The organism is Streptomyces sp. NPDC086835 (assembly GCF_044745705.1).
Taxonomy (GTDB): domain Bacteria; phylum Actinomycetota; class Actinomycetes; order Streptomycetales; family Streptomycetaceae; genus Streptomyces.
In genome coordinates this window covers 1-21005 of the sequence record NZ_JBIVAU010000018.1, presented here as the reverse complement: position 1 = coordinate 21005, position 21005 = coordinate 1, and the positions used below count along the sequence as shown (strand labels likewise).

The following is a 21005-nucleotide window of genomic DNA, read 5'->3' as shown; positions in this document are numbered from 1 at the left end:
CGCTCTGGCAGCCAGACCGATGGAGCGGCAGGCCAACACCGATTCCGTAGCGTCGGCTGCTGTCGAGAGACGCGTACCGGTTCGGCGTAGGCGGTGAAGAACCGGTCGTCGATGAGCTTGTGGTGAGCGAGCTGTTCGCCGACGGCCAGCAGCGGTCAGGGCTGCTGGCGAGCGCGGCCGCGTACTGCCTCACGGCCATCAGCTCTCGAACCTGGGCGGGGTGACCACGTGCATGTCCGCGGCGGGGTGGTCGCTGTGCCTGGCGGAACTGCCCACCCCCGACGGGATCGCTCAGGGCAGGCCCGCGGCCTGGTTGCCGATCCCGGCCGCCGCGCGTCCCACGCAGGCTGCGCGACCACACGGACCGTGCCTGGCCGGCCTGGATGACTTCGCTGCCACTGGAGCAACGATGGCAAAGGGCTACTATCGCCCGCCGAATACGGCCCTGCCTTCCCCTTACTCGTCACAGTCAGCGTTCACCAAGGAGATCCTCACAACGTGTTCGGCTGTTTGCGGCCAAGCAGCACACGTCCCATGGCCAAGCGCCCCGTGCTCTAGCTGGACCGTGAAGCTCACCACGTTCTCTTCCAGGTTCCCCGTATGAAGAGCAAGCGCCGGGACGGCCTGAAGGGATGCCCAAGTGCCTGTGTCCGGCTGCGGGTCCCGCAACTTCACCGCCACAGCGTCATCGAAGGCAACCAGCATCACAGCTGCAGTATCCGCTCGTGTGCCAGGTGCCGTCGCGGGCCGCCGGAGCGGCCGTAGCCCTTCGCACACGTCGGGGGTGTAGCGCTCCGGCAGATGGTCCGCAGTCGTGCTGCAGGACTCAGGGGGGTCATAGAGCAGGCCCTGCCAGTTCCAGGTGTGGGCCGGATCCAGGCGAGCAGCCAGCATGCGCGCCGACCAAAGGATCCGGTTCGCCGCAAAGTCGTGACCTGGACCGGTATCGGGCTGAGAGGACCGCGCCCGAGCGTCGTCGATGATCGACTGGGCTTGCTGCTCGGCCTCCCTCAACAGGACTTCGGCTTCATGGTGGGCATCCTCACGGACCTGCCTGGCTGTCGACTGCACCTGCTCGGCCTCGCCGAGGAGCTTTGCGACCGTACGGTGGGACTGCTCCATGCGGCGCTGGAAAACTGCCCATTCCCGCTGCATTTGTCTGCGTGCGGTGCTCAGGAGTTCGTCAGCTTCACGGTCGGCCCGTTCCGTGATCTGCTGCGCCTTCGCCTGGGCGGCCGCCGTCACGCCGTCCACGGCCAGGTGCCCCAGGGTCGAGGCCCAGATGTCGTAACTGTCGAGCATGACGGGATACGACGGGGCCGTCGGGCAGGGGGCAGTGTCTGGCGGCACGGTGACCGTTGCCCGGCCGGCCAGGTCGTCGACCGACTGCCTCACGTCGATCTCTTCCAGGGCCTGCTCGGCGCCGGGGACGCTGCGGTCGGCAGCCACGCGCAACCACCGCCTGGCGGCGATGTAATTGCCGCGCTCGAGGTACTCGTGGCCCAACGCGTACGCCTCGTGGCCCAGGACCGCGGCATCGGCCTGCGCCCGCAGCCGGTCCCGCTCCTCCGCGCTGCGGCTGTCTAGACGCTGCATGATCGCGGCGAAGCCGTACGTCTTCCCGGAGCCCGTGCTCATCGTGATGTGCGCGTCCTGCACACCGTCGTGGTGCTGTTCGGGATTCACCGGTGCGCCTCCTTCGCTGTCCGGGCGGTGCCGTAACCGTCCAGGCGGGGTGACTGCCGCAGTTTCTGCAACGCTGTCTTCAGGGCCTTCTTCATGGTGTCGATGCCGACCTCCAGGACTTCGGCGCAGTCCTTCACCGGCAGATCCGCGACGTACCGCACCGCCAGGGCCTGCCGCTCGCGCTCGGTCAACTCGGCCAGCGCAGCGCCGAGATCGGTGCGCCGCACGACGTCCGCGAGGTCGTCGCGGTTGCTTCCGCTGGCCGCGGCCTCTGCGAGGTCCTCAGCCTCGACGGTCAGGACCCGTCCGGTACGGCGGAAATGGTCGTTCAGGCGGCAGCGGGCGATCTGATACAGCGTCGCCACCGGCTTGGGATGTTCGGGATTCTCCGGCCACCACGCGAAGAACTGCTCGAAGACCTGACTGAACAGCTCCGCACCGTCATCCCGGCCGGCCTTCCCGGCCAGAAACCTGAGCAGCCCGTCCTTCTGTGCTTCGAAGAAGGCCTCGAGCATCGCCTCATCGACCACCTGGCTCACGGTGATCGGCCCGCACGGCTCGGCCGCATCGCGACCGAGCCCCGCATGGGAATGGTCCTGCAGGGTCACCGGCGCCGCCGCGCCGCGATCGAACGCCCGTCCACGGTCGCCCCACGCTCAGCGGACGCTTCCCGGTGCAGCGCACCGGCGGGCATGGTGCCCGTCAACGACCACGTGCCGGCCACACCACCGTGGTGCACTTGGACCTCCCGCTTACCGCCGGCGACGTCGGCCACCATCTCCGCCAGCAGCTCCTGCTCGCGCTCGCGGCGCTTCTCACGGGCCAGCTGCACCCGCCTCCACTCACGCGCCCCGATGGCGACCATCACGGCCAGGACGGCGATCACCCCCTCGGGCATCAGCAACTCCTGCACCTTCTCCACCGCCCCGTTCCTCGGCCCACTTGCCTGTCACCGTGTTCATCGCGCGAGCAGCCCCCGACGGGTACCGAAAGTCCAAGATCTTTTAGGCAGGCGCCTCAGCGGCCCCGTGTGCCTGCCCGCGCCTTCCGCTCTCGGCCCTCGTCTGCTCGCGCAGCGTGCGGATCCAGGTCTCGCCCAAGCCGACGACGCCGGTCTCGTCGCCGGGGATGCGGAAGATGGCCGGGTCGGTTGCGAGCTGCTCCATGAGCGCCTCGTACAGCTCGTCCAGGATCGGACTGAGACAGGCCATGAGGCTCTCGACGAACTGCCGGGGCGTGGGGCTCACCGAGATGACGTGATCGAGGTAGGGGCCCAGGCCGCGTTCGTCGATCCGCGCCCGCAGCGCGGCCAGCCCCGGTGTGTCCGGCAGGAGGATCCCGTGCAGCATGTACAGCCCGTAGAACCACCGAAGTCCGATCAGCACCGTCCGCGCCCGTATTAGCGCCGCGTCACTCGCCCGCTGAACCGGCCCCAGCACGTCCGCGTGCCGCTGGAGCAGCCCCCAGTCCACCGGCGGCCCCTCGCCCCGCTCGGCAGCCCCCAGCATCTGTACCCAGTCCTCGGCCGTCAGCCCGAACATGCCGCAGGCAGCGAACGCCTCGGCCAGCGCGTCCGCCCCGACCTCCTCCGCCCCAGCCCGATCGCGGCGACCAAGTGCACTATCCCCGCGAAGTCCGCCCCCTGAGGCAGCTCCTCATCGGCCAGGAGCGCCGCGCGCACCGCCTCCGGGTGCGCCGACCCGCGGTACGGCCTGGCCGCCAGCAGCCGGCCGGCCGACGCATACAGCGCATCCGCTCCTTCCTCACCCGCCCCGCCGCTCCCCGCGCAGCCTCCAACAGCCTGATTGCTGTCCCGGCTGTCCCGCGCGTATGCCGACAGGCCAGGAAGTCTTCGTCCCGCGCCCGAATGGACACTGCCGCACCGACTCGCTTCCCGCCCCGCGGGGCGCACCCCCGGCCGCGCCTGCGGCCCGGATGTGAAGCCGGGCCCCGGCCGTCCGCCGTGCGCATCCGTGAAACGATCCGATGCTGGGGGTTGGGCCGGTGCGAGGGCGCCGCGCGATCCCGGCAGGCACCCCGACCCGGGTGGGGCATCGTGCTGCCGGCCAGGGGCCGGGGGTGGGTCAGGCGCCGCGCAGGCGTAGGGACTTGCGGGCGATGTCGTTCGCCATGGTCGCGATGGACAGCGCGATGAAGGAGTACACGTAGACAGGTTCGGTGGGCGCGTGCCCGGAGGCGATAGCACCGGCCAGCGCGCTGCTGCCGGTGACCGCAGTGGCGCCGGTGAGGCTGACGCGGTGGGGGACCGGCACGGACAGGCTGATCCGCCGCTGGGTGGGCCCGGTGCCGTCGGGCTGCTCGCCGGGCGTGGTTTTCTTGCGGGCGGGCTTCTTGTGCGGGTCCTGCGACGGCATGGTGCTGCTCCTCGGCGAGGGGTTGGGTGCGCCGACCGGCGGGGTGCGTTACACCTCCTTCCGATCCCCGGCGTGCCGGTGGTCCCCACCGTCACGCGGTATGCGGCAGGATCCGCATACCGCCACCCTGGGAAAGTGCCAGTTCAATGGGCTCAGGCGCTGTCGTCTTCACGACCAGCCAGGAGAGGAACCACGTCGGCGTCCGCGTGAATACGTTGGGTGTAGTCAATGCTGTGTGCTTGGTCGGAGGCGTAAGCAAGCCGTTCCCGCTGAATGCGCAACCGCTCCTCGCACGCGTCCATGATCGCTCCCCACGTGATGATGCGGATAGTGACCCGGCCATCGTTCTTGAGGTATCCGTCGGGGTACTGCCATTGCACTACGTCGGCGATGGAGTTGCCGACCAGCCAGAACTCCCACCGCGTGTCTTCGTCATGGCGGTATCGCTCGTCCTGGGTGACGGCGTAGGCGTAGCTGTTGATCTGCGCGACTTCCGCCTCGGACAGCACGGTGCGTGGTCGCTTGAGTTCCACGACCAAGTGCTGCTTCGTACGGCCGGCGCCGGACACACAGGACAGCAGAAGATCCAGTCGTCCGCTCGTTCCGTTGTGGAGCTGCACCCTCTGCTGCGGCACGGTCCTGCCCTCCAGACGGGGAAGGTGCCGGTTAAGGGCGTTGGTCAGCCCGATCTCGGACACGGCCTGACTGTACTCATCCCCGAAGATCCACCACTCCTTCTCCAGCATGCGGTGCAACTGGTCCTTCTCCCGCAGGGTGTATCGGGATTCGAACTCGAACAGCAGCTCACGTAGCGCACTCAAGGCGTCAATGCGATCGACCGTCTCCGCGTTGGCGGCGATCAGGTTTGCCAGCGGAGTGCGATCCACCAAATCCTCCAGCCGCTCCTTCTGCGCCCCGGACAGGGTGAACAGCTCATCGAGGACCTTCGGCATCGCGGTGGGCTGACGCCGCAGCGCTTCGCGGAGCAGCACCATCTGCGTACGGCGCGCCGACTTCGGCCCTTTCAGCTGGCGGCTGACCAGGCACGCCACCTCGTTGAACGTGTCCCGCTCGGCCACCTCGACCGGGCCGCTCGGTTCTCCGCTGTAGGGGTAGATGCCTTCCTCGATCCACTGTTGCACCAGCTTGCGGGTGCGCTCGCGTTCCTGCTCGCGGAAGTAAGCCCGCAGTTGGGTGCGCGCGGCCTTCACCGTGCTGCCCAGCAGGGAGTCGGTGTGCTCGAACTCCCCTTCCAACAGGTCGTGATCGGTCAGGTTCGCGAACCCGTCCCACAGCACGTAGGCGGTGAAGTAGAAGTCGGGTGCCTGGATCTGGGCCAGCAGTGTCATACGGTGCACACCGACGGCGTCGCAGATGAGCAGCTCCCGCCGCGGAGGCTTCGTCTTCCACTCGACGATGCGCAAAAGCGGCCCCGGTCCGCCGCCGACGTCGATACCGATGTCCAGCTCTTCCTCGAAGGGCTCGCCCAGGATCGCTTCACTGGGATCGAGAGCGGTGCCGCACCACCACACAGTCGCAGTGGGGTACTTGCTCAGGTACATCGCCAGCCGACTGGTCAGCTCTTCCCGAGCCTTGTCGGCAGTAAGACGCTGCTTGCGCTGAGCCTCGCCGGTCACCCGCACGAAGGTGCCGGCCTTCGCAGAGGGCGCTGGCGCGCGCTCCTCGACATCAAAGTCGCTGTCCCCGTCTTGAAAGCGAATGACCACCTCGCTCATGCCGCCGGGAACGGCCGATACCGAAGTCCAGGTCGCGGTGGAGCCCAGTGCAAGCACGCGGAACCGCCCGTAGCCGTGACGGCCATGCAGCTGACGCCCGCTCTCCGTACCCGGCGCCGTGCGCTTCCACGAGCCGCCCATTCCCTTGAACGCGGACTCCACCGTCGCTGCCGGAATGCCGTGCCCGTTGTCGCTCACGACAACCGCTTGGACGCCGCCGAAGTCATCGAGCTCCAGCTCGACATGGACCTCGGTGGCGTCAGCGTCCAGGCTGTTCCAGACCAGTTCTTCTACGGCTCCCAGCGGGTCTGTTCGGCGGGCAACCTTCTCGATGAAGTCAGGACGCACTTCGACAGGAATCCGCATGGGTGAAGCATGTCACCGACTGTGTCCAGTCATCTACCAGACGGCCTAACCCTTGGGCCCTGATCAGGCACTGGACGCGCGGCTGTTCGCGTCCGGCCACCCCGAAAGGCGCCTTGCACGTCATTCACCTGGCGCTACGCCGTGCGCCCCGACGGCTACCTGAGCTGCTTGTCGGTCAGAAGCAGGAAGTCGACGGGGCAGCTGATGCGTTGGCAGAGATCACTGAGGGTGTACGGGGAGCGCAGGTTCAACGCAGGGAGGTCTTGCTGGTCATACAGGCCGTACTGGACACAGCGATGATGGGCGCCGATCCCTTGGAAGATCAGCGGCGCCATCTTGACCATTCTTACGTCTGTCAACCCGGCCGTGACGAAACAGCCGTCCGGGACGGGAAAGAAGCGGTCGAACGCTTCGAGAGCCGTAGGAATCTCCTCGACAGGGATGCCGGAGTACCGCGACATCCACTCGAACTCCTGGTCCTCCCGGTCGTCGAGGTAGAACCCTTCCCAGCCCCAAAGAAGCTGCTGCCAGAAGGTCGCGCAGAGCCGGAAGTGCGGCTGCGCACGCAGTGGCACCGATTTCACCGATGAGTGTCGCGACGGCGTCGAGCGCGTCGGCCGGCTTGCCTTGTCGCCGTGGATGCAGGCCAGCACGTCCTTGCCCTCGCAAAAACCTGGTGCCGTGGCAGGGGATGACGACGGTGCCGAAACAGGACTGTCAGACGTCACGGGTAGTCTCGGCCAACCTTGAGCACGAGCGCACAGGCACCGCAGGTGCGAGGCGGCCGCAGGATGACCGGGGGAAACGTGACCTTGATCGATCTCGGGCTGGTCGGGCCCGCGCAGAGCGACGATCTGTTCCACTTCACCGGACGCAACGGGGGCCGCCCGGACGACATCCCCGTAGAGATCAGCACGATGACGCCGGAGCAGCGGCTGGACGCAATCCTCGGCACACGGGTCCTGCGGGGCTTCCGGCCCTTCGGGGCGACGCAGAAGTGCGTCTGCTTCTCAGAAAGCCCGCCCGAGCACCTCGCCCATCTGATCGGCGCACGCGGCTTCTCGCCCTGGGGCGTCGTGGTCTCCCGCGCTGCGGTCTTCGCCCTCGGAGGCGGTGGCGTGGCCTACGTGCCCGACGCGGTACACACCCGCTTCAGGGCCAGCGGTCTGGAGCACTGGGCGGTGCGCACCGGGACGGACTCGGTCTGGCTGCACGAGCGCGAATGGCGACTTCCGGTACTGCGCGGTGAGGTCAGACTGGGCGGCGTCCGTGCGGTCTTGGTCGGCAACCCGCACTGGCGGCCGTCCCTGGTGGAGACCGAGGACTGGGTCAACGCTGAGACGGGGGAGCGGTCGCAAGGGCCGGACGGCAACCCGCACACCCGGCCCGTGGAGGATCTGCCCCCGCTGTGGCAGGAGTCGGAAATCTGGGTGTGGGACGCCACGGCGAACGCGGTGGTCAAACACCCTCCCGGAACCCTGCGTTGACGACCGGAACTGGCATACCAGGCCCCTTGGAGCGCCACTCCGACACTGTTGCCGCGCGCCTCGCAGGGGCCGCGTCGGCGAACAGAACTGGCGAACCCCTCACGTCACGACCGCGCGCAGTACGGCAGCCCCTCGTCCGCGGGACCGCTGTCAGTGCCGCCCTTTACGCTGCCCGGCATGGCCCGTTCCTGGACACGACTGCACGAGCACCTCGGTACTCCTCCCGGCCCGCTCTCCTTCGACATGGTCCAAAGGGCCACCGCCGAACGGCTGCAGGAGTCGGACGATCTGGACTGGAAGGAGCAGCTGCCGCAACGGCCCCAGGACGGGCGGTGGAACGAGTTCGCCAAGGACGTCGCCGCGATGGCGAACACCCGCGGCGGACTGCTCGTCTTCGGCGTGCGCGACCAGACCATCGAGCTGGTCGGCATCGACCTGGAGCAGGTCAACACGCAGCAGTACGCCCAGTGGGTCCGCAACCACGTCCAGCCCTACCTCCCGGACCTCGACTTCATACCGCTGACCTCACCCGAGGGCATCAGCGTGCTGGTGGTCGACGTGCCGGCCAGCACCATGGCACCCCACCACGTCTACGGCACCGCCGCCAAGGACAAGGACCAGCAGGCCGCTGTTGTCCCGTACCGGGACAAGGACCACACCGCCTGGATGGCCGAGCACCAGATCGAACGCGCCTACCGCGACCGCTTCACCCGCGCCCAGCGCACCGAGGAAGAAGTCCAGCGCCTCCTCGACTACGCCCAGGACACCGTCTCCGCCCGGCAGAACGACCCGTCCGCCTGGTTTCTCGCCGTCGCACGCCCCGAACGCCCCCTGCCCCGCACCGCACCACGCCCGGCCCGTGAGGACGCCACCACCGTCATCAACAGCGCCCGCGCCCGCTCCCGCACCCTCACCACCAACGATCTGACCCCCGGCCCCCTGGCAGGCCTGCAGATCGTCACCTCCAACCCCCGCCCCGGCCTGCGCCGCTGGGTACTGAACACGCTGACCCTGGGAGGTGGGCGGGAGATCTACGCCGAGCTGCACCACGACGGCAGCGTCGTGCTCGCGGCCAACCTCTCCTGGAAGGCCATCCGGGAAGACTTCCTCGGGGAAGCGGCCCCCGAATGGGAGGCCCTGGTCCACCAGGCCTTCCTCGGAGCCTGCTGCCGGGACTTGGCGGCCACCGCTCAGGAACTCGGGCGCCGACTGCGGGTGGACGGTGTCCTGCACCTGACAGCGACCATCGCCAGGTCCGGACCAGGGTCCGGTCTCGCGCCGGTCGTCATCGAGTACGGGGGCTTCACGGACATTCCCGCCTACGCCCGCCGCCCCCACCTCATCCAGCCCGTAGTCGGCACTCTCATCCCCACCGGCGGGGACGATGCCCTGCGCGAGACCGCGCAAGACCTCTTCACCGACCTGATGACCCAGTTCGGCCTCGACCCCCAGATGTAGGCCCCGCCCAGAACGCCGCAGGCCGGATGGCCCTCAGAAGGAAGGACGAACCGTGTCTCAGGAAACCCCCATCTACAGCCGGCTCGTCGTCGAACGCGGCGACATCCCAGCTCAGGTCCGCAAGGACGCTGAACGAATCCACCGGGACATGGCACGAGTGATCGCCCCTGAACCTCCGGCCACCGGCAGCAGTTCGCCCACCGTCGCGTAGCAGATCGCTAGGATTCCGCTATGGCTACGACTCAGTTGAACGCACGTGTTCCCGAGGAGCTGGCAGAACAGGTTAGGGCCGCCGCCGCACGCGCCGGCATGAGCATCGGCGACTACGTCAGCGACGTGCTCGCCGCCGACCAGGCCGCGGCGTCCGGAAGCCCCGCTCTCAGGGAGGCCCGCGCGCAGATGCACGCCCTCGCGGCCTACAAGAAGTGGAAGGCCACCGGCCAGTCCGAGGAAGACGCAATGGACATGAGCGAGGTCTTCGGCGCGTGACGGCCATCCCCGCCCGCTTCGCCCAGAACGTCGGCGAGACGATCAAACACCTGCCCATCCCGGACAGGGAAGAGCTCCACCACGCCGTGCTGCGCGCCTGCTCCGACCCATGGTCCTGGCCGCAGGCCGACAAGTACGAGATGGACGAGAGCGTGCGCGTCATCACGACCAGCGCCGCCATCGTCCACTACGTGAGCCTCCCGGGCCCCAACCCGCACCTGTGGGTCTTCGCCATCACCGTCTGACCGTCGACGTCCAGGACGCCGAGGGTCCTCCAGGTGGCCTTCCTGCTACTCGGGCCCCACCAGCCCTGCCCGAGGTGCCAGTCCCACACCCGGCCGCGCTGTGGGCCGGTCACGACCAACGTCCGCACACCCGCTCCCCTGTTCCGGTGCACTGGTGGGTGTCCTGCCAAAGCCTCATGGCAGGACACCCACTGGTCCGCGGCGCCTGCGGCGACTAAGGCGTGCGCACGGGTTCGGCGTAGGTGGTGAAGAACCGGTCGCCGGTGAGCTTGTGGTGCGCGAGCTGCTCCCGGACGGCCTGCTCGTTCGCCCACCGGTCCGGCGCGGCGGCGAGCGCAACCGCGTAACTCGTCACGGCCTCCTTCACCTTGGCGAACAGGTCCGGCGTGACGACGCGCATGCCTGGCACCGTGTTGGCCTTGGCGTCGCTGACCCGGCTGGGGTGCACCATGACCGGGAGAGCCTTCACCTCCGGGGTGTGGTCGTTGAGCCAGCGGATGCTGCCGCCGAGCTGGTTCATGTCCGTCTTCGCGATCGTTTCGGTGGTGCAGCCCGTCTTCAGCTCAGTGACGGCCTGCTGCTCGGCCGAGAGCGCCCACAGGTTGTCCGGGCCCGTGCCGTACAGCTTCTCCGGGCGCGTGCTGGCGAATCCGAGGTGCAGTCCGAGCTGCTGCCAGGCCCGCTCGGCGTCATCGGAGCGCTCCTCCTCGCCCCACACCACGTCCTCGAACAATGCCTGCACGCCGAGCCGGAGGCTGACGCCGTCGTGGTACTGGGCGGCCAGGAACTCGGCGGCGGCGCGTGACTGCACTGCGGCCGCCTTAAGCCGCACGGGGGCGGCGCCGTGCACGGACCGCAGAACGAACGTGTTGTCGGCCATTGCCCCGGCCAGGGCCTGCTGGGCGGCCACAGGGTCGGTCAGGTGCAGGTAGGCGGCCTTCTGCTCCCGCAGCCAGCCCCGCAGCGCCTTGTCACCCTCGCCGAGGTCGTTGACCGCCTTCTGCACCCGCTCGGCCGCAGCCGAGTGGCGGCCGGTGGCCGCGAAATCGAACGCCTCCCGTAGGGCGACGGCCTCCGGCCGCACCGTCCCGTGCTCGGCATAGCGCACCTCCGCCAGCGCCCGCCGGCTGCGCTCCCGCCACTGCGGCACCCGCCCCAGGCAGGCCCGCAGCGCCTGGCGCACATCGTTCAGCCCTTCACCCTTGATCTGGCCCGCGATGTCCCGGCTCAGCCTCAACTGCGCCTGCGTCGCAGGGGAGAACAGAGCCAGGTGGCGGGGATCGTGAATGGCGGTGGCGAGCTTGGCGCCCAGCAGCAGGACCGCGCAGTAATCCTCGCCGTCCCGCACGCCGCGTCCCATGCCCTGCTCGATCCGCTGGACCTCGCGGGCCAGGCGGACGGTGCTGTCGGCCAGTGCGACAGCTTCGCGTCGCTCCACCGAGTCCAGGGGCCGGGGAATCCCGTCGAGAATGAGCAGACGGCAGGCGTCGGCCGGGAGATTGACGCCGTCGTACTTGTTGACCAGCACCACCAGGCCTACGTGACCGGCCTGCAGCCTCTTCACACCCGCCTCGAGGTCACCGACCCGCCAGATGTGGTCGGCGTAGCGCGCCCAGGCCGCGGCGGCCCGTTCGCTGGGCACGAGCACGACGACGTTGACCGGCTTCGTCTCGGCAACGCTGTCGCCGTCCTGGTCCCCGTCGGCGAACTGGCGGGCCAGTACACGTACGGCTTCCTCGTCCAAGTCCGGGTTGAGCGCCACCGGCGCAAGGATCATCCGCTCCCCAAGGTCGGCGGCGCTGCCCGGCGTGACGGGTTTCGCGACCAGCTTGGGGTCGGCGCCGAAGTCGGTGACCAGGGTGCTGTCGTCGGCAAGTGTCGCAGTCAGGTAGACCCGGCGGCGGGCGCGCACGAACGAGGTGATGCGGTCGATCGGCGGGCACGAGGGCCTGACCTCGATCGCCGCCGACGTCGCCGTCGCGGTGCACAGGCGCAACACCTCGGCGAGCAGCGGCCACACGAACTCGAAGACCCGCTCCGTCCGGTGCGGGCGCAAGATCTTCAGCACCTCGTCGTGCTTGTCGGCCCACGCCCAGAACGGGATCGGCGCCAAAGCAGTGGGATCCTTGTCCTCCAGTCCCGCCCAGGCATTCGCCGACTGATGGCGCAGATCATGCGCGAACAGCTCCAGCAGCTTGCCGTACGCCTCGTGCGAGGCGGGCACCCCCAGCCGAAACTGGTCCTCGGTCCGCGCCAGCGCTGCGTGCGCATCATCGACGATGACGATGCCCAGCTCGTGCGGCTCCTTACCGTCGCCGACGACCCCGAACACCGACCTGCCGTTGATCAGCTTCTGGTAGTTCGTCACCAGCACGGCCTGAGCCGTGAGGAACACCGGGTCGTACGGATCGTCCGTGGTGGCGATACTGAGCCTGGCGGCCTCCTCGCGGACCTGCTTGGCCAGGTAGTTGTCCGGCGTCAGGTACACGGCCTTGCCGATGCCCTCGTTCAGCGTGCTCTGCGCGATCAGCAGGCCGACAGCCGTCTTGCCCCCGCCGGTGTTCTGCTTGATCACCACATCCTGCTGCTCACGTCGATCGAACCACTTGTCCAGCACCTCGCCCTGCTCATGCCGCAGATACGGCCACGGCCGACTTGCCAGCCCCGCGTAGATGTCCCGGGGCCGCAGCAGCGCCTCGCTGTCCCCCGTGCCGATCAGGTCCCAATTCAGCGCCATCTCGCTGTCCTCCCTCACCCGACCAGGCGGCCCTGCGCCGCCTGCACTTTTTCGTTCTTCAGGGCCGCCGCACACCTGGCGACGGCCTCGCGCCGCACCGACGTCCCCAGGCCTCGGTGCGGCCCTGCCGCGGTCTGACTCCCGCGCCCACCGGCGGGGTGCCTTCCCGGCACGCCTGGAAGCGGCGGCCGGGAAGGCACCCGTTCACGGACCGGGTCGGGTCCGTCAGGCCGGTGCCGCCGACCGGTCACCGGTGTCGTCCCCGGCAGGCCGGGGACGGACGATCCGCGACGTGGGCCGGGAGGTGACGAGGGCGAGCCACTGCTCCTGAGTGACCACTGGCCACGTACGCGGGCCCATGCGGCCGCGCAGCCCGATCAGATCGGCGGCCCGGCCCTCGGCGGCCTTGACCGCCTGCGGCGGGCTGAACGGATCGGCCTCCACGACGAACACTCCCGCGTAGACACGGGCGCGCTCGGGATGACGCAAGTGGTCCCGCAGCCGGGCACCGACTCCGCCGCCGCGGTGCGCCTTGCCCAGCCACCGCAGCCGCCCGTCGGCGTCGACCGCCAGGTACAGCCCCGCGAGCACCTCGTCCAGGACCGCGAGCGTCTGCACCCGCTGATCGGACTCCAAGCTGTACGGGGCAGGCCAGCCGCCGCGCACGAGGCGGCCCAGCGCCGTCCACGTGTGACGCAGCACCCTCGTGTCAACCACCGGTCCGGCGACCGGCTCCGCGCAGCAGTCGAGGCTCACAGCGACGTCACCTCCACAGTGGCCGAGTCCAGCTGCTCGATGATCTCCCCGCACTGCTTCTTGATCTCGCGCAGCTCTTTCACGTACGACTTCTGCACCTCGGCCGGCTCTTCCTCGGCGCCGGCCTCCTCGCGGGCCCGCACGGCGTCCTCGACGTTCGCCAGCAGCAGGCCGATCTGCTCGGCAGCGGTGGCGACGGCGTCCGCGCTGCTGCCCACCATGGAGGTAAGCGCCGAACGCAGGCGCGTCATCCGGGTGGCCGGGTCCTCGAGGATCTCCTCCTCGAGTTCCTCGGTCGGCGTGCCGCTCTCCTCGCCCTTGTTGCTGTCGTCGTCGACGGAGTCCTTGGCCGGCTTGCGCTTCCTGGAGGACGCGATCTTGGGGAAGGTCGTGTCGTACCAGCCCTTGTCGGCGAGCGTGCCCTCGCGCGGGTTGCCGTGCGCGTCGGGCGCCCAGAACGTGCCCGGCACGAGGCTGGCCCCGCCCGCGGACTCCGGGGCGCGCAGGACCGCGTCGGCGAACGCGATGAGCAGCTCGCGGGTCACACCCTCCGGCGGGACGGTGTAGGCGTTCACCAGCGCCTGGACCGCGTTGGCGGGCGTACGCCGCACGCCCTTGCGGTCCTCGCCCTTCTCGGAGCCCTGCCCGGCGGTGACGAACGGCTCGGGCGCGTTGATCAGCCCGGGCACCAGGTGCCGTCGCACCAGGACCTCCCAGGCCTCGGCATCCCCCTGGTGGCAGGCGGTCAGCAGCGAGAGAAGGCTGCGCGCGTCCGGCCGCGCCCCGTACTGCACGTCGCGCGCGCTGAACAGGCCCCGGGCGGCGAGTGGGTTGCCGCGGTGGGAGAAATGCTGGGCGACCACGGCCGCCCACATATCCGTCCGGCGATCGGTGCGGGCCGTGCTCGACTGGGCCCAGGACGCCTCCTGCAGGGCGGTGCGCACCACCGGCCAGTACTGGCCGGTGGGCATGTGCGCCCGCGGCGGCAGGTTCTCCGGGCGCGGCGGAACCGGCGGGAAGACCATCACCGTCGCGCAGCGAACCGCGACATCGCGCAGGGTCAGAGCGCTCACCTCATCGCCCGGAGGCAGCAGCACGGCGAGTTCGTCCAGGGCCCGGGCCCCGACCAGGGCGTCGGCGATCGCGTCCTCGTCCAGGTCCCCAGCCTGGATGCGGCCCTGGGCGACCTCCTTGGCGAGCAGCTCGCCCAGCACACCCTTGGCCTGGTAGGCCTTGACCAGGGTCGACCACAGCCCCAGGCTGCGGTCCATCTCGCCGTAGTTCAGCTGGCCGCGCAGATGGTCGTGCACGTTCAGCTGGCGCAGCGACTCCTCCAGCCGCTCCGGAGTCCTGGCACCGACCACAATACGGGCGGGCACCTGCGCGATCCGCAGCGCCCGCTCCGCACGCCCCTCCGGGTCACGGTCGGGGTCGGCGTACTCGGTGTTGAGCAGGGTGCTGATCCGGCGAAGGATCTCGCCCAGACCCAGCAGGACCAGCCGCCGGTTCTCCTCCTCCCCCTCCAGCCTCAGCAGGTACTGCGGCATCCCGGTCAGCAGCTGCTGCGCCACCACCTCGAGGACCTGCAGCCGGGCATCCCCGCGGTTGTTGCCGGTGACCTGGCGTCCCCGCCAGATGTGCCGCCGGACCCCGTCCCGGCCGACCACCGGTGTCCGCTGCAGCACCACCACGGTGGGCTCCCGCTGGCCTTCCTGCACCAGGGACTCCACCAGATCGTAGGAACGCAGCCGCGCCCGCCGCTGCAGCATCTCCACGGCGTAGCGCTGCACCTCGCCGGCCACCTCCGCACGGACCTCCTCCGTGGTGAGCGCGGCCAGCGGCAGCCCGTCCTCCACGACGGCCCGCACCACCGGCAGCGGACGCCGGCCCCCCAGCGCCTGCTCTCGCGCCTGAAGCTCCCGCTGCGCACGGGCCAGTTCGTCCTCGGCGTTCTTCACCGCGGACACCGCCGCGTCCTTCTCCGCCCGCGGCGCGGTCGGGGCCAGAGCCCGCTGGGCCGTCTTCGCCCGCTCCCGGGCCATGGTCCACTCGGCCACCACCCGCTGCTGGTCGACGAGCTCCTCCATGCGGGCCAGGTTCTCGGGCGAGGGGTGCAGCCACTCGCTGCGCGTGCGGTCGTTGTTGGCCCAGGGCAGCGTCGCCGCCCCGTGCAGGGCCACATTCAGCAGCAGCAGCGCCCCGTCGGTGCCGCGCTGCTCGACGTGGTAGGCGGTCGCGCGCAGGAAGCGGCCGGCGTTGCGGCGGCTTTCGGTGACGCGCTTGGCCTCGCCCTGACCGAGCGCCGGGGCGAGCGCCTCGAGCACGGCCTGCCGGGGAACGGGCGCGAAGCCCTCGGCCGCGCACGTGTTGGTGATGGCCTCGTAGAGGTGCTCCGCCCACTCAGGAGTGGTCGGGTACGGGAAGGGCCCCTCGGGGGCGGTCTTACGGGTAGACATGGAAACAGACGGTCCTTCTCCCGGAAGCCCTCATGACCCCGGGTGCGAACGAACGCATCCGGCGGTCCTGCCGGGTGCGACACGCACCCGAGACGCAGGAACTCCCTTCCGGGGAGCACCCGCACGGGCCGCCGTCACCGTCATGCACGCTGAGCGCGCACCGGCGAAGACCGTCTGCCTCTTCGAGTCCACCACCGGAGACTGGGCGCGCTACCGGAGCCTCCCAGGAACGGAGGCATTCCGCAGCGCACGGCTCACGCCCTCTCCGCCGACGGCGGCACAGGGCTGGCAGGTCGTTGAGACCACTGACGTGTCCTAAAAGTCTGTCAGATGCATGGTTAGTCGGACAAGTCACATAGAGGACGCGCGTAGAACGACAAGATCATACGAATGGGAAGACGCCTCACGCGCGGATCTGACCGCCCGCCCCCACCCCCTGCACAGGCTGCCCCGCGAGGTTTTTCCCTTCCCCGCGCGGCCGGTGTGACCAGATAGAAGCGCCGCCCCCACCCCGGGGAGCCGACGTGAAAGGGAGCGCGACCGTGAACAGGACACGACGGCCCGGACCGGATACCGCCCGCCGGACCCTGCTGTGGCTGATGGTGACTTCCGCCGCGGTGCTGGCGACCCGGAGCCAGCAGTGGACCAGCGCCCTCACCACAGCGACCGCCGTCTACGCGGCCGTTGGCCCGGACCGCAGGAGCCGACTATGACCCGCACCCCGCCCACCGCCGCGGAACTCGCCCTGGCCGCCGAGGTCAGCCGCCTCGGACTGACCATCACCCCCCACCAGCTCGAACGCTGGCGCGCCAAGCACTGGCTGGCCCCGGCAGACCAGTGGACCGACCCCGCAACCAGCGCGCTGCGCCCCGACATCGTCCACCGAACCGCATGGCTCGCCGCCCTCTCCAGATCAGGCCGCGGCATTAGCTGGATCGGCTGGACATTCTGGGCAATCGACGACACCGAACAGACCGCCGCCCTACTGCGCCAGGCCCTGATCCAGACCATCCAACTGCCCTTGCGCCAGGCCGGCATCACCCTGGATCAGATCCCTCAGGGTGACAGCGACACCGCCTTCGAGGCCCGCCAGGGCCTCGCCGAGCGGCTACGACGGGGGCGGCGCGCCATCGGACGGGACCTGGGCGGCCTCCTGCGCGACCACGCCGCCACTGCAGGCATCGTCCTGCCCGAGCCCCGCACGGTGTCCAACCTCTTCGACGCCACGCTGATCCGCATCGGTGCCCGGCTGCTGACCGGCGGCATGGCCGATATCAGCCCCGAAGAACTCACCGATACCTGGCGCAGCGCGTGGACCGGCCCACCCGAGCGGCTCGACCGGATCACCGCCGCCCACATCACCGCCGACGAAACAGGAACCGACCTGCGCGCCCTCTCCCCGCTGGCTCACGGACTGCCCGGCCTGGTCCGCGTCTTCGAGCAAGCAGACGCACATCTGCTGTGCGAGGCGGTCCGCGCATGCACCAAGGCCTCCTCCACGCTGATGAAGCTGCTCCTGGAGCGCGCCGACGCCGAGATGCTGACCGCGCTGATGAACGACGCGATGTGGGAGCAATGGGTCCGTGCCGGAGGCATCGCCCCCGTCAGTCGGCTGGGGGAGGCCGCGATCACCCTGAGCACGGTGCAGTATCTCCTCATCCCTGACTGGGCTGAAGACCTTTACCGCTACCAGGACCGCATGGACCGCCTGCTGGCCGCCCCCACTGCGCCGACACCGGACGGTGGCCCAGTGTGACGCCTTCCGCCTTCACCTCCCGGTCGCTGGCGCGGGCGGGCAGGGCCTCTCAGTCGATGAGCAAGGTGTGCCTTCGCTACTGCCGGAGAGGAGGGCCGGCTCGACCACCGCGATGGCGACGGTGTGGCTGGAGGGCTGCGGGCGGGTGCTCCCGGCTTCGTGTGTACCGCCGCAGTCCTCACCGGCCGTCCGGCCGCCTGAACCGCGCCGTGCCGGGTACAGGGCAACACCCGCCTTCCCCCGCAGGCCCACCATCGGCTTTCGCCGGTGATCTCGCGTTGGCGGCCAACCTGTTGCGGGCCCCGGGCCTGAACCGGCACCGGTCCTCTGAGCGTCCATACCGGCACCTGCCACACGCCCTTGGAGCCGCCGCACCATGAGTACCTCTCTACTGCTGTCCCCGCAGCCCTGCGGGCACGGCGCGGATCCGGCCGGCGACTCGGTCGGCTGCCGCGGCTCTCACGTCCCCGGCCACACCGTATGCCTGGCCCACCTCACCGACACAGCCCGCACCGACTACCTGACCGGCCTGGCCCCCGGCGCCGTCATAGACCACCGCGGCACTCCCTTCACTCAAGATCTGCTGGAGGACCTTCTCCACGCTCTCCACGACCCCTCCACCGGCAAAGCCCGCCTCGGCCGCGCCCTGTTCATCGGGGCGCAGTTCTTCGGCGAGGCCAATTTCATCGGTGTGCAGTTCTCCGGCAACGCCCAGTTCGACGGAGCCCAGTTCTTCGGCGACGCCCGGTTCAGCAGGGCGCAGTTCTCCGGCGAGGCCAGCTTCGTCGAGGCGCAGTTCTCCCGCCGCGCCAGCTTCGTCGAGGCGCAGTTCTCCAACGACGCCCGGTTCACCGGGACGCGGTTCTCCGCCAGCGCCGTGTTCGTCGAGGCGCAGTTCTCCCGCGACGCGTGGTTCGTCGGGACGAATTTCTCCTGGGAGGCGAGGTTCGACAGGGCGCACTTTGAGGGTGTGTCGGATTTCGGGCCGTTGGTGTGTGCGGGGCAAGTGGTGTTGTCCGGGGCGGTGTTTGTGCTGCCGGTGACGTTGGAGATAGCCGCAACGGCGGTGGTGTGTGAGCGGACGCGGTGGGAGTCGACAGCCACTGTGCGGGTGCGGTACGCGACTGTGGACCTCAGCCACGCGGTCCTGACCGCCCCCTCAGCCGTCATCACCCACACCACTCCCTTCACCAGCGTCGGCAGGACAATAGGGGAGGACCTGCTGACAGGCCCCGGCACGCCGCCTTGCAACTCCGACCGGGCACGGGTCGTCTCGGTGCAGGGCGTGGACGCCGCGCACCTGGTGCTGATCGACACCGACCTCACCGACTGCCTGTTCTCCGGGGCCTTCCACCTTGACCAGATCCGTCTGGAAGGCCGTACCACCTTCGCCCCCGCCCCAACCGGCTGGCACCGCCGCGGCATGCGGCCGGTGGGCTTCACCCGACGTCGCGTCCTCGCTGAGGAACACCACTGGCGCGCCTACACCGCCGGCCAGCCCGCCCTTTCCGCGGGCGAAGACCCCAGGCCCCACCTGTGGCGTCCCGGACCGCACCACACCGGCCCCGCCCGCACCCCCGGCCCGGAAGAGGTCGCGGCACTGTACCGGCAGCTGCGCAAGGCGTTCGAGGACGGCAAGAACGAGCCCGGCGCTGCCGACTTCTACTACGGCGAATGCGAGATGCGCCGCCACGACCCGACCGGCACCACGAAGGGAGAACGCCGCCTGCTGTGGTGGTACTGGCTGCTGTCCGGCTACGGCCTGCGCGCCTGGCGGGCCTTCTCCTGTCTGCTCGCAGCCATGTCCCTGACCGTGCTGTTCCTGATGAGCTTTGGCCTGCCCACTAACGCCCCCGACTCCGCCACCACCGGAACCCTCAACGGCAGCAAGATCAGCCTCAACACCAGCACCCCCGCCCCTGCTCTGGACGGGGAATGGCTGCAGCGCATGACGTGGGCCCGCGCGGAGAAAGCCACCCGAGTCGCCGTCAACTCGGTGGTCTTCCGCTCCAGCGGGCAGAACCTCACCACCGTCGGCACCTACATCGAGATGATCTCCCGCCTCCTCGAACCCACCCTTCTTGCCCTCGGGGTCCTCGCCATCCGCTCACGCATCAAACGCTGACCCCCGGCCTGGGTGCGGCAAACCGAACACCCAACGGCCACCCGGCGCCGCCGCAGACTCGCCTCGGGCCCGCTCAGGGAACCTCGACGTGCCCAGCACGGCATGCACCGCCTGACCGACACCGGCGGCGTACCGCTCGTCCTCCCGAGCCCCCGCCGCCGATGCCGCGGCAACACCCCCGCCCGCCGCCAGCTCTCCAACTGGCTGGCCGTCACCACCACCACACTCGCGGCAAGTTCGCGAATCACCCGCAGATCAGCCGGACTCGGCGCTCCTCGTGCCATAACTGGAGCCGTCCGCCACATCGGCGCCCTCCTGGCCGGCCTCGCAGTGACCTGGTGGCAGCACGACTGACACCCGCCCGAGCGCGAAGAGGAACCAAATTCTGCGCAGCCGACCCCAACTGACATCACCTCACCCACCCGGACACACCACACCCGCCTCCGCAACCTTCAGCCCAAGGAGGCACATACCCTGAAACCGGATTCACCAAAAATTCTAGAACGAAGGAAACAGCTGGCTAAGCACCCCGGCCCCACCCCGCCGCACAACACAGATCCCCCCATCCTCGTAGCCGGCCCAGTCCGCGCCAGCAGCCGTTCTGGAAACGCAGCCGGAAGGACCGTCCGGCCGGCGCAGTTGGGCAGGCGGGAGAAGTAGGCGAACCGCCCGATCAATAGCGCGAATCCGGGTACACGGGCCGGCATGGCACCGAAGACTGAACACCTCATGTCCCTGCGGGCCGTACGGCAGCTGCGCCGAGTCCGCACCTTCTACACAGCAGGCGTCCTGCTGTGGGCGGCCGCCGCGGCCTGGACGGGATGGACTCATCCCGGAAGCCGGCAGATGTGGGTCTCCCTACTCCTCCTTGCGGTTTTCCTCGGCCTGCTCGGCACCGCCTCCCTGTGGCTGCAGCGCCTCCAGGCCGCCCAAGGACACAAGCCGGCGCATCACGCCGCACCCCGACGAGCCATCGCCACACGCCACGCAAACGCCTGAACCCCACAAGCCCGGAGAACCCCCACCCTGTAGCCAGCCTGGCCCGCGTCAGCGGGCCACAGGACTGAAGGCGAAGCCGAAAGTCCCGTCCGGGCGGGGGAGCGCAGCGGACCCGCCACGGCCGGTCTGGAGCGAAGCGGAAGACCAGCCGTGGGACGAAGTCCCGCAGCTCCGGGAGCGCAGCGAACGGAGCGTCAACCCGGCTGCGAAGCAGCCGGGTTGAGTGGGGCGCGCCGCGCCCCACAGCGCTCCCGCGGAGCGGGAGCGCAACACCCGCGCGCAGCGCGGGTGTTCGCTTGCACATCGCGCAGCGATGTGGTACCCGCTCCGCGGG

General features: G+C 69.6%; 20 protein-coding genes. 10 read left to right on the top strand and 10 right to left on the bottom strand.

Annotated elements, in window-relative coordinates; all coding sequences use genetic code 11:
• Nucleotides 1–456: 456 nt before the first annotated feature.
• From ACIPJI_RS34770 to ACIPJI_RS34740, 7 genes are all read right to left on the bottom strand, one after another.
• Nucleotides 457–1686, bottom strand: a complete 1230-nt coding sequence (locus tag ACIPJI_RS34770; protein WP_402250890.1) for a DivIVA domain-containing protein — start codon at nt 1684–1686, stop codon at nt 457–459.
• Entirely contained in the window at nt 1683–2294 is a 612-nt protein-coding gene (locus ACIPJI_RS34765) for an RNA polymerase sigma factor (RefSeq protein ID WP_402250888.1), read from the bottom strand. The genes ACIPJI_RS34770 and ACIPJI_RS34765 overlap by 4 nt, the downstream gene beginning before the upstream one ends.
• Nucleotides 2291–2608, bottom strand: coding sequence for a hypothetical protein (locus ACIPJI_RS34760; RefSeq protein ID WP_402250886.1), 318 nt, complete (start codon nt 2606–2608; stop codon nt 2291–2293). The genes ACIPJI_RS34765 and ACIPJI_RS34760 overlap by 4 nt, the downstream gene beginning before the upstream one ends.
• An 82-nt stretch (nt 2609–2690) precedes the next feature.
• Complete coding sequence (locus ACIPJI_RS34755) at nt 2691–3227, bottom strand: hypothetical protein (protein WP_402250884.1); 537 nt, start codon at nt 3225–3227, stop codon at nt 2691–2693.
• Nucleotides 3228–3770: 543 nt separating this feature from the next.
• Nucleotides 3771–4061, bottom strand: coding sequence for a hypothetical protein (locus tag ACIPJI_RS34750; RefSeq protein ID WP_402250883.1), 291 nt, complete (start codon nt 4059–4061; stop codon nt 3771–3773).
• Nucleotides 4062–4213: 152 nt separating this feature from the next.
• Nucleotides 4214–6163: an ATP-binding protein gene (locus ACIPJI_RS34745; RefSeq protein WP_402250881.1), complete on the bottom strand. Its 1950-nt coding sequence runs from the start codon at nt 6161–6163 to the stop codon at nt 4214–4216.
• Between the two features lie 155 nt (nt 6164–6318).
• Entirely contained in the window at nt 6319–6816 is a 498-nt protein-coding gene (locus ACIPJI_RS34740) for a hypothetical protein (protein ID WP_402250879.1), read from the bottom strand.
• Between the two features lie 153 nt (nt 6817–6969).
• On the opposite strand from ACIPJI_RS34740, the gene ACIPJI_RS34735 reads away from it, so the two are divergent.
• The 5 genes from ACIPJI_RS34735 to ACIPJI_RS34715 all read left to right on the top strand — a co-directional run bounded on the left by ACIPJI_RS34735 (nt 6970) and on the right by ACIPJI_RS34715 (nt 9842).
• Nucleotides 6970–7650: a hypothetical protein gene (locus ACIPJI_RS34735; protein WP_402250877.1), complete on the top strand. Its 681-nt coding sequence runs from the start codon at nt 6970–6972 to the stop codon at nt 7648–7650.
• A gap of 177 nt (nt 7651–7827) precedes the next feature.
• The gene (locus ACIPJI_RS34730; protein WP_402250875.1) at nt 7828–9108 is read left to right on the top strand and encodes a helix-turn-helix domain-containing protein; all 1281 of its coding nucleotides are present in this window, start codon (nt 7828–7830) and stop codon (nt 9106–9108) included.
• Nucleotides 9109–9160: 52 nt separating this feature from the next.
• On the top strand, nt 9161–9319 hold the full coding sequence (locus ACIPJI_RS34725; protein WP_402250873.1) for a hypothetical protein: 159 nt from the start codon (nt 9161–9163) through the stop codon (nt 9317–9319).
• Between the two features lie 20 nt (nt 9320–9339).
• Nucleotides 9340–9597: a hypothetical protein gene (locus ACIPJI_RS34720; RefSeq protein ID WP_402250871.1), complete on the top strand. Its 258-nt coding sequence runs from the start codon at nt 9340–9342 to the stop codon at nt 9595–9597.
• Complete coding sequence (locus ACIPJI_RS34715; RefSeq protein WP_402250870.1) at nt 9594–9842, top strand: hypothetical protein; 249 nt, start codon at nt 9594–9596, stop codon at nt 9840–9842. The genes ACIPJI_RS34720 and ACIPJI_RS34715 overlap by 4 nt, the downstream gene beginning before the upstream one ends.
• Before the next feature lie 214 nt (nt 9843–10056).
• Here the strand turns inward: ACIPJI_RS34715 and ACIPJI_RS34710 are convergent, their stop codons facing one another.
• The 3 genes from ACIPJI_RS34710 to ACIPJI_RS34700 form a co-directional block, all read right to left on the bottom strand.
• Nucleotides 10057–12654: a DEAD/DEAH box helicase family protein gene (locus ACIPJI_RS34710; protein WP_402250868.1), complete on the bottom strand. Its 2598-nt coding sequence runs from the start codon at nt 12652–12654 to the stop codon at nt 10057–10059.
• Nucleotides 12655–12804: 150 nt separating this feature from the next.
• Complete coding sequence (locus ACIPJI_RS34705) at nt 12805–13335, bottom strand: hypothetical protein (RefSeq protein ID WP_402250866.1); 531 nt, start codon at nt 13333–13335, stop codon at nt 12805–12807.
• Nucleotides 13332–15791, bottom strand: a complete 2460-nt coding sequence (locus ACIPJI_RS34700; protein ID WP_402250864.1) for a hypothetical protein — start codon at nt 15789–15791, stop codon at nt 13332–13334. Before ACIPJI_RS34700 ends, ACIPJI_RS34705 begins: the two co-directional genes overlap by 4 nt.
• Before the next feature lie 542 nt (nt 15792–16333).
• Between ACIPJI_RS34700 and ACIPJI_RS34695 the strand changes: the two genes are divergently transcribed.
• The 5 genes from ACIPJI_RS34695 to ACIPJI_RS34675 all read left to right on the top strand — a co-directional run bounded on the left by ACIPJI_RS34695 (nt 16334) and on the right by ACIPJI_RS34675 (nt 20671).
• Nucleotides 16334–16504: a hypothetical protein gene (locus ACIPJI_RS34695; RefSeq protein ID WP_402250862.1), complete on the top strand. Its 171-nt coding sequence runs from the start codon at nt 16334–16336 to the stop codon at nt 16502–16504.
• Nucleotides 16501–17547: a hypothetical protein gene (locus tag ACIPJI_RS34690; RefSeq protein ID WP_402250860.1), complete on the top strand. Its 1047-nt coding sequence runs from the start codon at nt 16501–16503 to the stop codon at nt 17545–17547. The genes ACIPJI_RS34695 and ACIPJI_RS34690 overlap by 4 nt, the downstream gene beginning before the upstream one ends.
• Before the next feature lie 376 nt (nt 17548–17923).
• Nucleotides 17924–19672, top strand: coding sequence for a pentapeptide repeat-containing protein (locus ACIPJI_RS34685; protein ID WP_402250858.1), 1749 nt, complete (start codon nt 17924–17926; stop codon nt 19670–19672).
• A 102-nt stretch (nt 19673–19774) separates the two neighbouring features.
• Nucleotides 19775–20026, top strand: a complete 252-nt coding sequence (locus ACIPJI_RS34680) for a hypothetical protein (RefSeq protein ID WP_402250856.1) — start codon at nt 19775–19777, stop codon at nt 20024–20026.
• A 351-nt stretch (nt 20027–20377) separates the two neighbouring features.
• Nucleotides 20378–20671, top strand: a complete 294-nt coding sequence (locus ACIPJI_RS34675; RefSeq protein WP_356622489.1) for a DUF2530 domain-containing protein — start codon at nt 20378–20380, stop codon at nt 20669–20671.
• Nucleotides 20672–21005 lie beyond the last annotated feature (334 nt).